The organism is Candidatus Binatia bacterium, from assembly GCA_036382395.1.
Classification (GTDB): domain Bacteria; phylum Desulfobacterota; class Binatia; order HRBIN30; family HRBIN30; genus JAGDMS01.
Genome location: DASVHW010000378.1, coordinates 1 through 16,936, shown reverse-complemented (window position 1 = coordinate 16,936; position 16,936 = coordinate 1). Strand labels below are relative to the sequence as shown.

Annotated in this window: 19 protein-coding genes; 12 read left to right on the top strand and 7 right to left on the bottom strand. The window is 63.1% G+C overall.

Annotation, left to right across the window (positions count from 1 at the left end; genetic code table 11):
* The 3 genes from VF515_18330 to VF515_18320 all read left to right on the top strand — a co-directional run.
* Positions 1-282, top strand: a 282-nt coding sequence (locus tag VF515_18330; GenBank protein HEX7409589.1) for a YceI family protein, incomplete at its 5' end; no start/stop codon positions are given.
* Between the two features lie 109 nt (positions 283-391).
* Positions 392-1,243 (top strand): PaaX family transcriptional regulator C-terminal domain-containing protein, encoded by an 852-nt coding sequence (locus VF515_18325; protein HEX7409588.1) that lies wholly within the window; start codon positions 392-394, stop codon positions 1,241-1,243.
* On the top strand, positions 1,240-2,253 hold the full coding sequence (locus VF515_18320) for a fatty acid desaturase family protein (GenBank protein HEX7409587.1): 1,014 nt from the start codon (positions 1,240-1,242) through the stop codon (positions 2,251-2,253). The genes VF515_18325 and VF515_18320 overlap by 4 nt, the downstream gene beginning before the upstream one ends.
* A 338-nt stretch (positions 2,254-2,591) precedes the next feature.
* Here the strand turns inward: VF515_18320 and VF515_18315 are convergent, their stop codons facing one another.
* Entirely contained in the window at positions 2,592-3,503 is a 912-nt protein-coding gene (locus VF515_18315; GenBank protein HEX7409586.1) for a methionyl-tRNA formyltransferase, read from the bottom strand.
* A complete protein-coding gene (locus VF515_18310; GenBank protein ID HEX7409585.1) occupies positions 3,503-3,904 on the bottom strand; it encodes an N-formylglutamate amidohydrolase in 402 nt (133 codons plus the stop codon). Before VF515_18310 ends, VF515_18315 begins: the two co-directional genes overlap by 1 nt.
* Before the next feature lie 201 nt (positions 3,905-4,105).
* Between VF515_18310 and VF515_18305 the strand changes: the two genes are divergently transcribed.
* From VF515_18305 to VF515_18295, 3 genes are all read left to right on the top strand, one after another.
* Positions 4,106-4,888 (top strand): IclR family transcriptional regulator, encoded by a 783-nt coding sequence (locus tag VF515_18305; GenBank protein HEX7409584.1) that lies wholly within the window; start codon positions 4,106-4,108, stop codon positions 4,886-4,888.
* Positions 4,889-4,978: 90 nt separating this feature from the next.
* The gene (locus VF515_18300) at positions 4,979-5,776 is read left to right on the top strand and encodes an electron transfer flavoprotein subunit beta/FixA family protein (GenBank protein ID HEX7409583.1); all 798 of its coding nucleotides are present in this window, start codon (positions 4,979-4,981) and stop codon (positions 5,774-5,776) included.
* 13 nt (positions 5,777-5,789) lie between these two features.
* The gene (locus VF515_18295) at positions 5,790-6,761 is read left to right on the top strand and encodes an electron transfer flavoprotein subunit alpha/FixB family protein (protein ID HEX7409582.1); all 972 of its coding nucleotides are present in this window, start codon (positions 5,790-5,792) and stop codon (positions 6,759-6,761) included.
* A gap of 83 nt (positions 6,762-6,844) precedes the next feature.
* On the opposite strand, the gene VF515_18290 is transcribed toward VF515_18295, so the two are convergent.
* From VF515_18290 to VF515_18280, 3 genes are read right to left on the bottom strand one after another with little or no spacing between them, the layout of a single operon-like run.
* The gene (locus VF515_18290) at positions 6,845-8,131 is read right to left on the bottom strand and encodes an MFS transporter (protein HEX7409581.1); all 1,287 of its coding nucleotides are present in this window, start codon (positions 8,129-8,131) and stop codon (positions 6,845-6,847) included.
* Positions 8,128-8,943 carry an SDR family NAD(P)-dependent oxidoreductase gene (locus VF515_18285; protein HEX7409580.1) on the bottom strand — a complete coding sequence of 272 codons (816 nt, stop codon included), beginning with the start codon at positions 8,941-8,943 and terminating at the stop codon, positions 8,128-8,130. The genes VF515_18290 and VF515_18285 overlap by 4 nt, the downstream gene beginning before the upstream one ends.
* Before the next feature lie 19 nt (positions 8,944-8,962).
* Positions 8,963-9,436: a nuclear transport factor 2 family protein gene (locus tag VF515_18280; GenBank protein HEX7409579.1), complete on the bottom strand. Its 474-nt coding sequence runs from the start codon at positions 9,434-9,436 to the stop codon at positions 8,963-8,965.
* A 171-nt stretch (positions 9,437-9,607) separates the two neighbouring features.
* On the opposite strand from VF515_18280, the gene VF515_18275 reads away from it, so the two are divergent.
* Positions 9,608-10,399 (top strand): glucose 1-dehydrogenase, encoded by a 792-nt coding sequence (locus tag VF515_18275; protein ID HEX7409578.1) that lies wholly within the window; start codon positions 9,608-9,610, stop codon positions 10,397-10,399.
* 3 nt (positions 10,400-10,402) lie between these two features.
* Here VF515_18275 and VF515_18270 read toward each other — a convergent pair whose 3' ends face one another.
* Positions 10,403-10,954, bottom strand: a complete 552-nt coding sequence (locus VF515_18270; GenBank protein HEX7409577.1) for a GNAT family protein — start codon at positions 10,952-10,954, stop codon at positions 10,403-10,405.
* 243 nt (positions 10,955-11,197) lie between these two features.
* Between VF515_18270 and VF515_18265 the strand changes: the two genes are divergently transcribed.
* The 3 genes from VF515_18265 (at position 11,198) to malQ (ending at position 14,892) form a co-directional block, all read left to right on the top strand.
* A complete protein-coding gene (locus VF515_18265) occupies positions 11,198-12,703 on the top strand; it encodes an acetyl-CoA acetyltransferase (protein ID HEX7409576.1) in 1,506 nt (501 codons plus the stop codon).
* Between the two features lie 69 nt (positions 12,704-12,772).
* The gene (locus VF515_18260; GenBank protein HEX7409575.1) at positions 12,773-13,210 is read left to right on the top strand and encodes an OsmC family protein; all 438 of its coding nucleotides are present in this window, start codon (positions 12,773-12,775) and stop codon (positions 13,208-13,210) included.
* Positions 13,211-13,239: 29 nt separating this feature from the next.
* Positions 13,240-14,892, top strand: coding sequence for a 4-alpha-glucanotransferase (gene malQ, locus VF515_18255; GenBank protein ID HEX7409574.1), 1,653 nt, complete (start codon positions 13,240-13,242; stop codon positions 14,890-14,892).
* A gap of 57 nt (positions 14,893-14,949) precedes the next feature.
* Here the strand turns inward: malQ and VF515_18250 are convergent, their stop codons facing one another.
* The gene (locus VF515_18250) at positions 14,950-15,921 is read right to left on the bottom strand and encodes an aldo/keto reductase (protein ID HEX7409573.1); all 972 of its coding nucleotides are present in this window, start codon (positions 15,919-15,921) and stop codon (positions 14,950-14,952) included.
* Between the two features lie 208 nt (positions 15,922-16,129).
* On the opposite strand from VF515_18250, the gene VF515_18245 reads away from it, so the two are divergent.
* On the top strand, positions 16,130-16,387 hold the full coding sequence (locus VF515_18245) for a ribbon-helix-helix protein, CopG family (protein ID HEX7409572.1): 258 nt from the start codon (positions 16,130-16,132) through the stop codon (positions 16,385-16,387).
* A complete protein-coding gene (locus VF515_18240; GenBank protein ID HEX7409571.1) occupies positions 16,381-16,737 on the top strand; it encodes a type II toxin-antitoxin system PemK/MazF family toxin in 357 nt (118 codons plus the stop codon). Before VF515_18245 ends, VF515_18240 begins: the two co-directional genes overlap by 7 nt.
* Positions 16,738-16,936 lie beyond the last annotated feature (199 nt).

Genomic DNA, 16,936 nt, shown 5'->3' with positions numbered 1-16,936 from the left:
TTCAAGTCGAAGAAGGTCACCAAGCTGGGCGAAACGAAGTTTCAGGTTGCGGGCGATCTGACCATACATGGCGTGACCAAGGAAGTGGTGCTCGATGTGGAAGGGTCAGCCACGCCGTTCAAAGACCCCACGGGTAATCTCAAGCTCGGCGGCATTGCCACCACGAAACTGAACCGCCAGGACTTTGGCCTCCAGTGGAACAAGGCCTTGGACAGTGGCGGTGTGGTCATCGGCAACGACGTCGCCGTCACCATCGACCTCGAGCTGATACGGGAGCCATAGCGGCCGTATCTCGGCCTGGGGACTTTGCCCATCGTCCCGCCCGCCGAGCCACGCCGCCATGAAATTACATTTCTTGACATAATCAGGCGCTACCTGTAATGTCGAACCAGTGGACCTCACCCCGAAGAGCCTCATTCTCGATTTGCTCTCGACCGTGCCGAAGAGCTCGATGCCCGTCGGTGCACTGGTTGCCGCCGGTGAACTCTTCGGCATCAGTGAGAACAACCTGCGCGTGACTCTGGCGCGCTTGCGGGCGGCGGGCATGGTCGACCAGGACGACCGCGGGCGGTATCGACTGGCGCAGGAAGCCGCGCCCGTCGGCAAGCAGGTGACCTCGTGGCGCAACGTTGAACAGCGTGCGCGCACATGGAACGGCGGGTGGATTGCTGTGCACACCGCGGCCGTGCAGCGCAGCGAGCGGCGTGCGCACCGTCACGGTGACCGTGCCCTGCGCTTCCTGGGCTTTGAGCGGTTCGATGCCGGCCTCCATTTGCGACCCGATAATCTCGCCGACGGCGTGGAGCCCGTCCGGCAGCAGCTGTATGAACTTGGGCTGGATGGGAAGGGGCTGGTCTTCGGCATCCGCGATTTGGACAGCAAAGCCGAGCGGCGCGCCCGGCGTCTGTGGGACACCGCGGCGTTGCGCGACGGGTACCGGTCTGCTCTCGCTGCGTTGAAGCAGAGTGAACGGCGCCTGGCCGATCTGCCGCCGCGCGAGGTTCTGGTCGAATCCTTTCTGCTCGGCGGTCGCGTGATTCGGCAGATCGTTCTCGACCCGTTGCTGCCCGAACCACTCGTTCCCACCAACGAACGCAAAGCCCTGGTGGAGGCGATGTGTGGCTATGACCGCGCGGGAAGGTCGTGCTGGTTGTCCTTCCTGCGTCAGGTTGCTGAGGGGACGCCGCCGGCTCGCCAACGGCGACTGCAATTGATCCGAACCAGGCAAGGAGACGCGGCATGAACGATATGGAAGCGCCGGTTGTCGATGCGGCGGAGCTGGCGGCGGGTGACTCGAAGCGCTGGCTCCAGAAGTTGACACGGGCGGAAATTCAGGAATTGCGGCAGATGAATGACTGGCGTTCGTGGGCCTCGGTCATCACGAACTGGGGACTGGTGTTCGCTTCGCTTGCCCTGGTCGCCCGCTTTCCGAATCCGTTCACCGTCCTGCTCGCACTCGCCGTCATCGGCGTGCGCCAACTGGGCTTCGCCGTCCTGATGCACGAAGCCGCCCACCGCACACTGTTTAAACAGCGTACGGTCAACGACACGGTGGGCAACTGGCTGTGCGCCTATCCCGTGTGGAGCGATATTGGCCCGTACCGGCGCTACCACCTGCAGCATCACGCCAAGAACTGGACACCAGAGGATCCCGACCTGAATCTCGCCACGCCGTTTCCGGTGACCTGGGCGAGCATGCGGCGCAAGATCTGGCGCGATCTCAGCGGGCAAACGGCGTGGAAGCGGGTGAAATACACACTGGCGCGCGATCTCGGTGTGGGAATGAACGTCCAGCAGTTCGGTGCCAACGGCAGCTGGCGCAACCTGCGCGGCGTGGCGATTACGAACCTCCTCTTGTTCGGCATGCTGGCGGCCTGCGGGCACGCCGCGCTTTACCTGCTGTGGATCGGCGCGTGGTTCACCACCCACCATCTGGTCGTGCGCCTGCGTTCGATCGCCGAACACGCGATGATTCCCGATCCGAATGATCCGCTGCGCAACACTCGCACCACGCTCGCATGCTGGTGGGAACGTCTTTTCGTCGCGCCCAACTACGTGAACTATCACCTCGAACATCACCTCATCATGACCGTTCCCCACTACAACCTGCCGCGCATGCATCGCATCCTTCGCGACCGTGGCGTGCTGGAGGGAGCGTGCGTGGATAAGGGCTACCTCGGCGTCCTGAAACGCGCCGCCAGCAAACCCGCATCTCTCTCCCATCCCGGGTTGTCGGTTGTACCCGGACCCTGAGAGACGGCGACCACGGGCTCGATCCTCGCGATCACCGGCCACGGCAACGCCTTCGCGGACATCTTCCTCCCTCACCCTGACCCTCTCCTTCATGGACGAAGACCCTTCTTGCTCTCTTTCCCATTGAGGCTCTCGATCTCTGCGTTCACGGTACGGCGTTCGATTTGACGGCGCCCTGGCTTGAGGTAAGGAGGGTGGGCGTGCAGACGGCCGTGACCGACATGCAATGCTCGAATGATCTGGCAGTGCGAGCGGTACGTAGAGGCTCAGGAGGATTTGTCCCAGTCAGTGCCCCGGGTTTTGTCTAATCAGCTAGTCCCCACGCGGCAGTCATGGGCTCAGGTGCCGAGAGCAGTGCCGGCTGCGACCGCGTGCGTGGTGGCAAATGTGCCGGCATCGACCTTCTTGTCTCCAGCCCGGACGCGTTTCACGCGAATGCCGCCGTCACCCGTGCCGACGAGCCATCCGTCAGCCGAGATCTCGTCGATCACCCCGGGCCGAAGCTTCCGCCCGTGGACGATGGCGGCATCGTACAGCCGTAGTGGTCGGCCGTTCAGCATGGTGTGGGCACCGGGTTGAGGGTCGCAGCCACGGATGAGGTTGTAGAGCGTAGCGGCGGGTCGCGACCAATCGATTGCAGCGTGTTCGTCGCGACACAGCGGGTCGTAGGTCGCCTGCGCCTCGTCCTGCACGACGCGCGGCGCCTTCCCGGCCGCAACCAGTTCGACGGCCTCGACGACCGCGTCTACGCCGAGCGGAAAGAGCGTGTCGTAGTACAAGGATCCGGACGTGTCGGTTGGACGGATCACTGCCGTCCTCTGCAGCAAGATCGGGCCCGTGTCGATGCCGGCGTCCACCCAGAACACCGACACGCCGGTCTGCGTCTCTCCCTTGATGATTTGCCAGTTGATGGCGCTGCCACCGCGGTAGCGCGGCAGGAGCGAGGGATGGAAGCAAAGGCTTCCGAGTCGCGGCGCCTCGAAGATGCTGCGCGGGACAATCTGGGTGACGTAGGCGAGCACGGCCAGGTCTGCTCCCAGGTCGGCAAACTCGCGTTGCACCTCCGGGCCTTTCAGTGACTGGTGCTGGCGCACCGGGATGCCCACGGCCAAGGCGCGGGCTTTGACGGGGTCGATCCGCTCACCGCTGTCCGGCGGACAATACACGGCGAGCACGTCGTGCTGACGCTCACGGAGCCTATCGAGCACCTGTTCAGCGAAAGCCGCTTGGCCCACGAGGATGATGCGCATCAGCGTTCAATACACGGCGAGAGCGCCCGAGCCAAGGCGGCAGCGATACGTGCGCTGTCGCCCGGCGTCCGCAAGAGGCGGTTGTTGATTTCCACCTCCAGGTACCGCAGCCCGTGCTTCACGCCGTGGACCTCCGCCACAATCAGGGCGTGGTCCGTCAGGTCCCGGTTGCAGTCGATCACCAGGCGCGAGACTCCCGCCAGCACGGCCGTGGCGCCGAAATGGCTCGCCAGGGTATCCGTCACTTCACGCGCACCGATGTCCCAACCAATGTGTTCGGTGAGGTGTTCGGTATCGAGATTCAGGTCGTCGTATTCGATGGGAACGGCGCAGAAGGCGTGTTCGCACGTCAGCACCAGTGGCACGCTCGCCGTCGGGTTGAGGATCGAGAAAGGATTCATCTTTCGCGGCCAGAGTTCTGAGCCTGCGGGGTATCGTACAAAAGGCCGGAACGCATTTGCAAGGAGAGATCCGCCCGCCAGACCGGGATGGGACACTGCCGGCTGCGCGCTGCCGCGCTCCACCTCGCCCTGCCTGCTGCCGCAAGTTGACATCGGTCGGAGAACTCACTAGTAAAACACCTTTCGGAAATCGGAGGTCTGATGGTTCGGCGTGAGAAAACAAATTACATCATCCAGTCCGTGTCGCACGCGCTGGACGTCCTCGAGCAGTTCACGGGTGAGCCGGACGAATTGGGAGTGACGGAGCTGAGCAAACGACTCAAGCTTCACAAGAACAATGTCTTTCGCCTACTGGCCACCCTGGAGGCTCGCGGATATATCGAGCAGAACAAGGCCACCGAGAACTACCGGCTCGGCTTACGCTGTCTCCGCCTAGGGCAGCGGTTTGTGGTGCAAACGGGGTTGCTGCGCCAGGCGCGGCCGGTGATGAGCCAGGTCGCGAAGGCGGCACGTGAGACGGCGTTTATCACCGTCATGCGGGACGGCAGCGCTGTTACCCTCGATGCTGTCGAAGCCGAGCAGGCGGTGCGTATGGTGTCGCGTATTGGTGATCCCCTTCCACTGCATTGCACGGCCGTAGGCAAGATGCATCTGGCTTTCGCCGATGACGAGATGCGCAACTCACTGCCAGAGGCCTTGCCGAAGTTCACCGAAAAGACAGTGGTCGAGCGGCAGGCGCTGACGCAGCAGCTCAAGAAGATTGCCGAGAACGGCTACGCCGTCGACCTGGGAGAGCACATCGAGGACGTTCGTTCTGTTGCCGTACCCATCCGCGATTACACGCGGGTGGTCGTCGGCAGCCTGGCAGTCTCGGGACCGGCGTACCGCCTGTCCCAGGAACGCCTCGACAAGGAGATTGTGCCCCTGATGTTGAAGGCCGGTCGCGAGCTGTCAACCCGGCTGGGCTTCGACGGCGAGCAATGAACCTTGAGACGTAGATGCCTCAGCTTGAAACTCGCTACCCACTGTGGTAGCGAACGGCGTCTTTTTTAATACCCCCCGAGGAGGCCTTTCGTGAAAATTCTTGTAACGGTGAAGCGTGTACCCGATCCGAACGCCGCCATTAAGGTGAAACCGGACGGGAGCGGTATTGTTACTGAGAACCTCAAGTACGTGGTCAATCCGTTCGACGAGATCGGCATCGAAGAAGCTCTGCGGCTGAAGGGCAAGGGCGGTGAAGCGGAGGTGGTGTTGGTCAGCGTCGGCGGCAAGGCGTCGTCGGAGCAACTGCGTACCGGCCTCGCCATGGGAGCCGACCGCGCCATCTTGGTCTTGGCAGAGCAGGAACTGGATTCCCTGGCCGTGGCTCGGATCTTCGAGAAGATCGCCCGCGACGAAAAGGCCGATCTGGTGCTGATGGGGAAGCAGGCCATCGATGACGACGCCAACCAGACGGGCCAGATGCTTGCGGCGCTGCTGGGCTGGCCACAGGCCACCTTCGCCTCGAAGGCCGAGGGCCTCGACTCGGAGAACGAGAAGAAAGGGATTCCGGGGGTTGTGATCTCCGACGGCAAGGGCGCCCAGGTGGCACGCGAGGTCGATGGCGGACTCGAAACGATTCAGCTTCCTTTGCCGGCTGTCGTCACCGTGGACTTGCGCCTGAACACGCCGCGCTATGCGTCACTGCCCGGCATCATGAAGGCCCGCAAGAAGGAGATGAAGGAAATCCCCGTCGACAGTATGGGGGTGGATGTGACGCCCAAAGCGAAGGTGCTCAAGCTCGCACCGCCACCGGCCCGGCAAGCGGGTCGCAAGGTCGGCAGCGTGCAGGAGCTGGTGCAAGTCCTTCACACCGAAGCCAAAGTCATCTGAGCGGGAGTGTACAATGGGAAACGTTCTCGTATTCGCTGAACACCAACACCATAAATTTCCGAAATCGACACAGGTTGCCATTGCGGCGGGCAAAGAAGCGGCCCGCATCGTCGGCGGCGACTGTTACGCCGTTATCCTCGGCAAAGGTATCGATGCCCTGGCCAACGAACTGGCCGAGTACGGGGTCAAGAAAGTGTTCTCTGTCGATGATGCCGCTTTCGAGCATTATCTGGCGGGCACGTATGCCGCGGCGGTTACGCAACTGGTCAAAGAGAAGGGCGTCGAGATTATCGTGGCCGCCGCCACGGCTGCCGGGAAGGATCTGCTGCCGCGTGCCGCTGCCTTGCTCGGGGCCGGCATGGCCAGTGAGGTCGTCACCTTCAATGCCGACGGCACTTTCGAGCGTCCCATGTATGCCGGGAACGCCGTCGCCACGGTGAAGCTGGAAGGCTCGCCCAAGGTGGTGACTGTCCGTGCGACCGCGATGGATCCCGCCACCAAAGGGGGCGGCAAGGCCGAAATCGAGAAGGTGAGCATCAGCCTCGACGCCGCTGCGCAAGCCGTCAAGTTTGTCAGCTTCAGCGAGACCAAATCGAACCGCCCGGTGCTGACGGAAGCGCGTATCATCGTCTCCGGTGGGCGCGCCTTGAAGTCGGCCGAGAATTTCAAGACCGTGTTGGAGCCGCTGGTCGACGTCCTCGGTGCCGCCATGGGCGCGAGCCGCGCCGCTGTCGATGCAGGCTTCGTACCGAACGATCTGCAGATCGGGCAAACGGGCAAGGTGGTTGCGCCCGATTTGTACATCGCCGTCGGCATCTCCGGCGCCATCCAGCACGTCGCCGGCATGAAGGATTCCAAGACGATCGTTGCCATCAACAAGGACGAGGAGGCGCCGATCTTCCAGGTGGCCGACTACGGATTGGTCGCCGATCTCTTCAAAGCCGTGCCCGAGTTGAAGGAAGAACTCGAGAAGCTGAAGCATTAGCGAGGCGCGCCTCGCGCCGATAGTTGAGAGTTCAGAAAAGGGCGGCCCACAAGGCCGCCCTTTGTTCGCGCCAGTTCGCCTGGCTAATCCCCAACCCCCATCCCCTGTTCTTTCGCTGCAACCTCGAGTGACAGGCCGCGGGTTTCGTCGATGAAGAGGCCGAAGATGATAGCGCTGGGTACACTGAGCATGGCGAGATAGCCGACGACATTGGAAAGGCCGCCCAGCGGCAGCGCCAGCAGCGCAATGGCGCCCTGTGCTGAGACGGCGCCGATGGCGTTGATCAGGGTAAACCAACCGATCATTGTGCCGCGCAGCGTCGTCGGGAAGAGTTCAGTGGCTGCGGCGTTGCCGCCCACCATGGCGGTGTTGGCAGCGGTCGTGAACCAACAGAACCCGGCGCCGAGCCACAGTGCTGGGGAAATAAAATGCGCTGGCGGCCCCCAATAGAAGAAGAGAGCTCCCGCCACAACCGCCAACCCGGAAGTCACCACCGTCGGTACTCGGCCGAAGGATTCGCATCCCCACGCGCCCAGCGCGAACCCGGTCATGCCGAGGCCGCCGCCGATCAAGATCATCATGCTGGCGGCTGCAGCAGACAGACCAACGACGGAGACCGCATGAAAGTAACTCCATCCGGTGATGGCAGTGGCCGAAATAGCGCTCATCAGCGCGCATGACATGATGGGGACGGTACGGCGCCGGTAGCGGTGCCGAAAGGCGTCAACGAAACTGCTGCCACGCATGGTGCCGTTGGCCGTGGCGTGCTCCCAGCGCTGGCTCTCCGGCAGCATGCGGACGGCGAGTGGCAGGGCTAACAGCCCGCCCGCCGAGATCACTAACAACCAGCGCCACGAATAGCCGGCGTGCTCCAGCAGTGGCATGAGCAGCACGCACACGCCGCTCCCTAAACCCATGGCGAGCCCGCCGTAGCTCTGGCCCCTGGCGCGCTCGGCGATCGGTAGCGCCTCGGCCAACATCACGACCGAGCTCGAGATGGTCGCGCCGATGAAGGCGTAGAGAAAAACCTCGCAGACGGTGAACAGGATTCTGTCCTGCGAAAGCGCGGCGCCGAGCGCACAGAGCGGTGTCGTCACCATGCAGCAGAGTAGGATGCGGCGGCGCCCGATGCGGTCCGCCGCCCGCGACAGGGCGAGCGCGCCGAGTGCCGATATGGAGATCCAGGCGTAGAGTGTCGCAATTCCCGATTCGCCCAGGTCAAAACTCTTCGCGATCCATGGCGCACCAATGCTGTTGATCGCCATCGTGTAGCCCTGGTAACCCAGCATTCCACAGATTGCCAGGACGGTTCGGCGCGCCAGCCTGCTGTCGCCTTCTTGCGGGACGGGCCGGGTTGCGCCTGCCGTCATGACGTTCCGACGCGCAGCGTGATGCCGCCATCGACGGCAATTGCCTGACCGGTGATGTTCTCGCCGTCGGCGCTGCTGAGGAAAACGGCCAGTTTACCAATGTCTTCCGGTGTCTGCTCGCGGCCGAGTGGGACGCCGCGCTTCACCTGGTCCAGAAAGATATCGCGCAGCTCCATATCGGCGTACTGTGCCGTGCCCATTTTCAACATCATGGCCAGCATTTCCCACGCCCGCGTCCACAGATAGCCAGGGCAAATGGCATTGACGCGGATGTTGTGCGCCGCCAGCTCCAGCGCCAGGCTTTTGGTCAGCGAGATGACACCGGCTTTGGCGGCGCCGTATGCCGGGATTGGCACCGCGGCGATGAGGCCGGCAATGGAAGCGACGTTGACGATCGAACCGCCGCCACGTTGCTGCAAGGGCGGGATGGCCGCTTTCGACATCGCAAAAGTCGTACGCAGATTGGTGGCAATTTGATCGTCCCATCCGGCCTGATCGATGCGCGTAAACGGACTACCAACCGAGCTCATACTGTTTGGACCGCCGCCTCCAGCATTGTTGACCAGGATATCGAGCCCACCGAAGTGATCGATCACTCGTTCAACCGCGGCGCTGGCCTGTGTTTCCTGTGAGACGTCGGCTGCCAGGCCAATGGCCTCGACCCCGAGTGTGGCTGCCGTGGCCTGTGCTTCCGGGCCGTCCAAGTCGATCAACGCCAGGCGGGCGCCCTCCGCCGCCAGACAGCGAGCAATGCCCGCGCCGATGCCGCGGGCTCCACCGGTGACGATGGCTACCTTGTTCTTGAGTCGCATGGGCTCCCTCCGATCACGTTCATTCCAGCGCAGCGGCGAATATCGTTTTGGCCTCCGCATGTCCGAGCAAACGCGTGGTGCGATGGGCGATCTGCCATTGTCGGCCGCGGCGTTCCAGCTCAAAGCGGTTGAAGCTGACGCGAAAGACCTCGAAGCCGTCGCCTTGGCGCAGGTACACGCGCGAGTAGCCGGTGGCGACCGCGCGGTCCCCGTTCACTTCGACCACGGCGGGGCCGATCTGGTGTGCACAGTTGCCCACCAGGCTGTGGTGTGGATCGTTCAACACCATGTCGCGTATCCCTTTGCGGCCGCGCATCACACCGACATCTACGTCATAGACCGTGTCTTCCGTAAACAGTTTGGCCGCATGGTCGGCGTCGCCGATGTCGACGGCGAAGCCATAGCGCACGATCAGGCGATGGATCGCGAGTTCGTCCTCCAGGGCCTGTACCCGCCCTGCGAGGTCATCGAGTCTCTTGTTCAAGTCGTCCATGGAACTCCTCAAGGGGCTAGAAACTGGAGACGAGAGGCTGGTCATGAAAAAGACGTGGCATATCCCTTCCCCAGTCGCCTTTCTCTTTGTTCTCAGCCCCGCCTTTCACTCCGTTGTTCGCTTGTCAAGTAGCGGTTGTCGTGATGTATCGGCTTGAGGGAGGAGTCAACCATGGGTGGACGGTTTGCCGGCAAGGTCGCGCTGATTACGGGGAGCGCCTCGGGGATTGGTGAGGCGACTGCCAAACGCTTTGCGCAGGAAGGCGCCAAGGTCGTGGTGGTCGACATCAACCAAGAAGGGATGCGTCGGGTCGTCGGCGAGATCCAGGCGCAGGGTGGTCAGGCGTCCGCCTGCGCTGCCGACGTTGCCGAGCCCGCCGATGCGGAGGCGATGGTCCGGCACGCCGTCGACACGTTCGGTCGCCTCGATATCTTGCACAACAACGCCACCAGCGGGGCGTTGGGGATCGTGACCGACATGACGATCGAGGCGTGGAACCGCACCGTTGCGGTCAACTTGACGGCACCGTTCCTGGCCACGAAGTTTGCGCTCCCGGTCATGATGGAGCAGGGCGGCGGCGTCATCATCAACACCTCATCCGCCGCCGGGATCATGGCCGAATACGGTCTGTCGGCCTACGGCGCGGCCAAAGCCGCCGTGATCAGCCTCACCCGTTCCACGGCGATCGAATACGCGCGCTATAACATCCGAGCGAACTGTGTTTGTCCCGGCGGGGTCGCTACGCCTCCCACCCTGGCGCTGGCCGCAGCCGTCGACGGCTTGCGCGAGCGTATGGTGAAGGCGCATCCGCTCGGCCGCCTCGGCAAACCGGAGGAGATCGCCAACGTTGTCTTGTTCCTCGCCTCGGACGAGTCGTCGTTCGTTACCGGCGCCGCCTTCCTGGTTGATGGTGGCTCGTTGGCGACCAAGAGCGTCAACCTGTTGGGTGGAGACTGGCCGTAAGCCTCATCGCCGCGGCTGCAGCGCGTCCCACTCCTCACGGAGGATCGCCATTACGATGGTGTCCCAGTAGCGACCTTCGGAGTATCGTTCCTGTCGGAGCAGGCCCTCTTTCCTGAAGCCGGTCCTTTCGTACGTCTTGATGCCGCGCACGTTGTTTTCATAGACGTGGAGCCAGACGCGGTTCATGTTCAGACCCTCGAAGGCGTGCCGGAGCATGAGGGAGGTCACCTCGGTGCCGTAACCCTTTCCCCACTGGTCCTTGTCGCCGATGGCTATGCCAAAGTTGGCGTGACGGTTCTTGAAATCCATCCTATGCAGGCCGGTGACCCCGATCAGCCCGTCGGAATCCTGGGCCGTGATGCCGAGGACGAACTCAGACTCGCTTTCATAGATCATGGCGATGAATTCCTCTTCGGCTTGGAGGTTGATGGGACGATAGATTGCCAGGGTGCGTGTGACTTCAGGATCATTGAGCCACTGCACGATCAGCGACGCATCCTGGCGCTCCAGCGGGCGCAGGTAGGTGTTCCTGCCGACCAGGAATTGATTCTTCATCCGCCGCGCTCCTCTACATCTCTCCTATCGCCTTTGCCGGGATGAGACCACTGGTCTCAAGGCCACGATTGTCGTCTCGTCAGCCGGTTGCGACTCCGAGTTGCCGTCGGCGACGAAGCGCGATACCAATCGTGAGCGGGGCTCGCGAGTCGTGCTCGGAGGAGATGACTCTGAAGACGTCGACGGCGCGAGGGCGGCGTGAAGGGGATAGGACGAACACGATTCACGGACACGAGGCACGATATGGTGGAAGACCGGACACCCATACTGATCGGCGCGGGTCAGCTGACGCAGCGCGACGTTGAACCCGCAGCGGCCAAGGAGCCGCTCGCGATGATGGTTGAAACGGCGCGGCGGGCGGCGGCGGATGCCGGTGCGGAGGCCCGATTGCTGGCGCAGGTTGATCGTGTTGCCGTGGTCAACATGCTCGCCTGGCACTACGGCAATGCGCCGCGCCTGCTGGCGGAGCGGCTCGAAGCGCATCCTCGCGAGGAGCTGTACACGACGGTCGGAGGCAATACCCCACAGTGGCTGGTCAACGAAACCGCGGCACAGATCGCTGCGGGACGTGTGCGGCTGGCGCTGCTTGCCGGTGCCGAGGCGGTGCACACGTTGATGCGGGCACGGCGCCTGGGGACGGAACTCCACTGGATCACGAACGGCTCTGGCACCCCCACCGTGCTGGGTGACCCGCGCATGGGCACCAGTGACCAGGAGATGAACCACGGATTGCAGATGCCGACGCAAATCTACCCGCTGTTCGAGAACGCCTTGCGCGCACATTACGGCCTCAGTTTGGCCGCACATCGCGAGCGGCTCGGCGTGTTGTGCAGCCGATTCTCGGCGGTGGCGGCGCAGAACCCGTATGCGTGGTTTCGGCAGGAGCGGACGCCCGCCGAGATTACCACGGTCACCCCCGGCAATCGGCTCATCGCGTTTCCGTATCCCAAGTACATGAACGCGATCATCGACGTCGATCAATCGGCCGCCGTGCTCATGACCTCGGTTGCCGGCGCCCGTGAGTTGGGTATCGATCCGTCCCGCTGGGTGTACCTCACGGGTTGCGGTGATGCCCACGACTTGTGGTTCGTGTCCGAGCGTGTGAACTATCACAGCGCACCGGCCATCCGGCTTGCCGGTCAAAAGGCGCTGGCGATGGCAGGCGTCGATATCGCCCAGATCGACTATTTCGATCTCTACAGCTGCTTCCCGTGCGCTGTGCAAATCGGCCGTGATATGTTGGGCATTGCGGCGGATGACCTCCGAGATCTCACCGTTACTGGCGGCCTCCCCTATCATGGAGGTCCGGGGAACAACTATACTATGCACGGTATTGCCACCATGTTGAGGAAACTTCGCGCCGCACCGGGCACCAAAGGACTGGTGACGGGGCTGGGTTGGTACATGACCAAGCATGCGGTCGGTATCTACAGTACCGAAACGAAGCCGGGGCCGTGGATCCGTCAGGAACCTGCGACGTATCAAGCGGAGATCGACCGCGCTCCGCACCCGGAACTGGTGACCGAACCGAGCGGCAGAGCGCAGATCGAGACCTACACGGTGCTCTATGGCCGTGAGGGACAGCCCACCAAGGGAATCGTCATCGGCCGCCTGGCGGATGGGCGACGGTTTCTGGCCAATACCGCTGAGGACCGCGCGGTCCTCGAAGCGCTGACGGCACACGAGGCGGTTGGAACCGCCGGTGTCGTGTCGTCGGGTAACGGTTTGAACCGCTTCGATCCGCAGTGAGTAGAGCGACGGAACAAGAGACTCAGCACTCAGGACTCAGCACTCAGCACTGAGGGAGGAAGTTCACAAATGGCCGACCAAGCACATCACTACGAAGCTCAAGTCGAGTGGACGGCAGATCGCCGGGGAACGCTGGCGGCGCCCCAACGGCCGACGATTGCGATCGGAGCTCCGCCCGAGTTCGGGGGGGCGGAAGACGTGTGGTCTCCGGAGCAGCTCTGTGTCGGTGCGGTAAACGCGTGCGTGATGGCGACCTTCATCGCCATCGCGGCCAACTCGAAGCTGCCGTTCCGCAAGTATTCGGCCACCGCAACCGGCACCCTCGAGAAGGTCGAGGGACGAGGGCCGGTGATCACACGGATCGTCGTCAAGCCGAAGGTTACCATCGGGCCAGACGTCGATCGCGGGCGGGCGGAGCGCGTCCTCAAGATGGCTGAAAAGAACTGCTACATCTCCAACTCGCTGCAGTCGGAGGTGACGCTGGAGCCGGAGATCGTGATCGAATGAGCGGGCAGGGCTGACGGCCGGCGGCTTCGATGCCAGAGCGCCAGCACTTTTCGCGCGCGGCCGGCATAGCCATCCCGCTGTTCGCGCTGCGCGGGGCCCACGACACTGGCAGCGGGACCATCCTCGATCTCATTCCGTTCATCGATTGGCTGGACCGCTGGCACCAGCGCGTGGTGCAACTCTTGCCGATCAACGAGAGCGGTCCCGGCGAAGCCAGTCCGTACAATGCGCTCAGCGCCTTTGCCATCGACCCGACGTACATCTCCACCTCCAAGGTTAGCGACATCAGTAGCAGCCGTGTCGCGCCGGAGTGGCTGAATGCCATTTCGGTGCGGCGGCGGTTGCAGCGCTTGCGCCGGTCGCGCCACCGCCAACGGCAGGCGCTGTATGCGCTGAAGCTGCATCTGCTGGAGCTGGGTTTCCAGCAGTTCGAGGCGCAAGCCGAGCCGGAGCGGAGGGCGCGTTTCGAAAGCTTTTGCCGGACGCAATCGTGGTGGATCGAGGACTACGCGCGGTTCCGTGCGCTCAAGGAGCGATTCGACTGGGCCAGTTGGGAAACCTGGCCGGAAGAGTTGCGGCAGCGCGATACCGCTGCCCTGCGGCAAGCGGCGTCACGCCTGACCCAAAGGGTTCGCTTCGCTCAATATCTGCAATGGATTGCTGCCGAGCAGTGGAATGAGGTCCGCGCGCATGCCGCGCGGCGCGGGGTGCTGATCAAAGGTGACCTGCCGTTTGTGTGCGGACGCGACAGCGCTGACGTCTGGGCGCATCGGGAGCTTTTCGATCTGAGCAGCTCGGCTGGCGCACCGCCGGATGCGTTCAGCCCGAGCGGGCAGCAATGGGGCTTGCCGCTCTACGATTGGGTGCAGATGCGGCGCAGCGGCTACGGCTGGTGGCGGCAACGTGCCCGACAAGCGCGCCAGTTGTACGATCTCTTCCGCGTCGATCATCTCGTCGGCCTGTTCCGGACCTATGCCATTCCCGTAACTGACGGTGGCACCTCAGGCTTCGTGCCTCAGGAGACGGAGGAACAGTTGATCCAGGGCCGCGATCTGCTCGGCGCGCTCCTGGACGAAGCCGGCGGAGTTGCCGGGGTGATCGCGGAAGATCTGGGGACGGTTCCAATGTGGGTGCGAGAATCGCTGACGCAACTCGGTATCCCAGGCTACAAGGTGTTTCGCTGGGAGACGCACGACGGCGCGTACATCGATCCGCGATCCTATCCAGAGTTGTCGGTTGCGACAACCGGGACGCACGACACCGACACGCTGGCGGTGTGGTGGGAAGGGTTGAGCGAAAAGGAGCGGCAAGCTGCGCTCCCGTCCCGAGATGTTGCCGACTCAGGACCCAGCACCCTTCGACTGGGCTCAGGGCAGGCTCAGGACTCAGGACTCAGCACTCAGGACTCAGGACTTCCCTTGAGTCCTGATCTGTACCTCGCGCTCTTACACAGTCTGTACGAGGCTGGTTCGGTTCTGACCATTCTTCCGATCCAGGATCTCTTCGGCTGGCCCGAGCGCATCAATACGCCGGCAACCATCAATCGCCGCAACTGGAGCTATCGCTTACCGGTGACAACCGACGAGCTGGATCAGACGCCGGCCATTCGCGCGCGCATGGAAGTCCTCCGCGCCATGATCGACCAGAGCGGGAGAAACTCGGTCGTGAGGCGTGACGAGTGATTCGTGAATTGTCTTTGAGTTCTCGAAGGCTCGCCCCCAGCGTCTTTATCCCACCAGCTACCAGGCGTACGCCTCCGGGGCTGGGCCTCCAGGGCCGGGCCAGATCTTGTCCAGCTTAGCGAGCGCGTCGGGCGCCAACTTGATTTCCAGGGCGCGCATGCTGCCGGTGAACTGCTCCATCGTGCGCGGCCCGATGATGGGGGCCGTTACCACCGGGTGGTGCAGCAGCCAGGCCACGGCGATATCGGCGGGCTGTTCGCCCATTTCTCGACAGAAGTTCTCGTACGCCTCCAATTGGGCGCGAAGCTTCTCGACGGCCTTCTGGATGCGCTCGGAGGCGCGTCGGCCTTCGGAGACTTTTCGCAAGATGCCGCCCAGCAAGCCGCCGCCCAGGGGACTCCACGGGATGACGCCGAGCCCCAGAGCGGCGCACGCCGGGATGACCTCCAGCTCGATCGTCCGCGCATTCAAGTTGTAGAGGCTTTGCTCGGATACCAGACCCATGAAGTGACGCTGGGCCGCCAGGCCGTTTGCCTGAGCGATGTTCCACGCCGCGAAGTTGCTGCTGCCGACATAGAGCACTTTCCCCGCACGCACGAGTTGCTCCAGCGCTTGCCAGGTCTCTTCCCAGGGCGTGTCCCGGTCAATGTGGTGCATCTGGTAGAGGTCGATGTGATCGGTCTGCAAGCGCCGGAGGCTCTCGTCGCAGGCGCGCTTGATGTGGTAGGCGGACAGGCCGCGCTCGTTCGGGCCTTCGCCCATGCGGCCGTACACTTTTGTCGCCAAGACCACGCGTTCACGCCGGCCGCCGCCCTGGGCCAGCCAGCGGCCGACGATCTGTTCGGTGATGCCCCCACCGGTTTTCCACCCGTAGACGTTGGCGGTATCGAAGAAGTTGATGCCGAGTTCCAACGCCTTGTCCATGATGGCGAAGCTGTCGGGTTCGTTGGTGAGGGGCCCGAAATTCATCGTGCCAAGACATAAGCGGCTGACCTTCAGGCCGCTGCGGCCGAGTTTCACGTAATCCATAAACAACCTCCCGCGTACGCGACATCTTACCAGGGTTGCGTTGCAGCCGCACTACCCTATCACTCGCCTCCACGATCAGTTCGCTCGGGCGTTGGAGAGTGGGAGCATAGCCAAGCGATCGCCGAAAGTGTTGCGCGGGCGTGGAGACGCGTGCTTGCCGAGATGGTTCAGGTAGGGTATGCACAAAAAGAATACCAGAGTGAATACCATGGCACATCGAAAGACGGCGATTGCGGTACCCGAGGATATCTTGGAAGAAGTGGATCGCGCCGCACGCGAACGCGGCGAGTCGCGCAGCCGATTCATCAGCCGCGTCTTGCGCCTCGTCGTGCGCGCGCGGCGCGATGCCGAGGTGACCCGGCGACTCGATGCCCTCTTTGCTGACGAGTCGGTGCGCGAAGAACAACGCCGCGAGGCGCAGGAGCTGGCTCAACTTGGCATAAATTGGGAGAGCGAGCGGTGGTGATACACCAGGGAGAGGTCTACTGGCTCGGATTCAAGGGCGAGGGATCCGAGCCTCGTGGCCGTCGACCGGCGGTGATCGTGCAGCATGACCGATTCAACCGCAGTGCCATCGCGACGACAGTCGTAGCGGCCGTCACGTCGAATCTCCGGCTCGCGGCGATGCCGGGGAACGTCCGGCTGCGGAAGGGTGAGGCGAACCTGCCACGTGCCTGCGTAGTCAACGTGACGCAGTTGCTCACCATCGATCGGGCGCGCTTGGGCCGGCCGCTGGGCGCGCTGAGCCACGCCCACCTGCGAGAGGTTCTTCAAGGGCTCGCGCTGTTGTTCGGCACCGATCCGGCGGCGGCGTGAGTCCCGTCGCGTGACCGAACAGCCTCCCAGGCTCACTCTGTTCCGCAAGTCGCAGCGCGCCAAAGTCCGAACTCCAGACGCGATTGAACTCCGATCCGACCCCGGCCATCTTCCCGCTTCCCGTACCGCTGTAGGGTTGCGAGATCATAAGTCCAAGATATAGTGGCTCATCGCTGGGGCATGGAAGGCGCGACGGGCG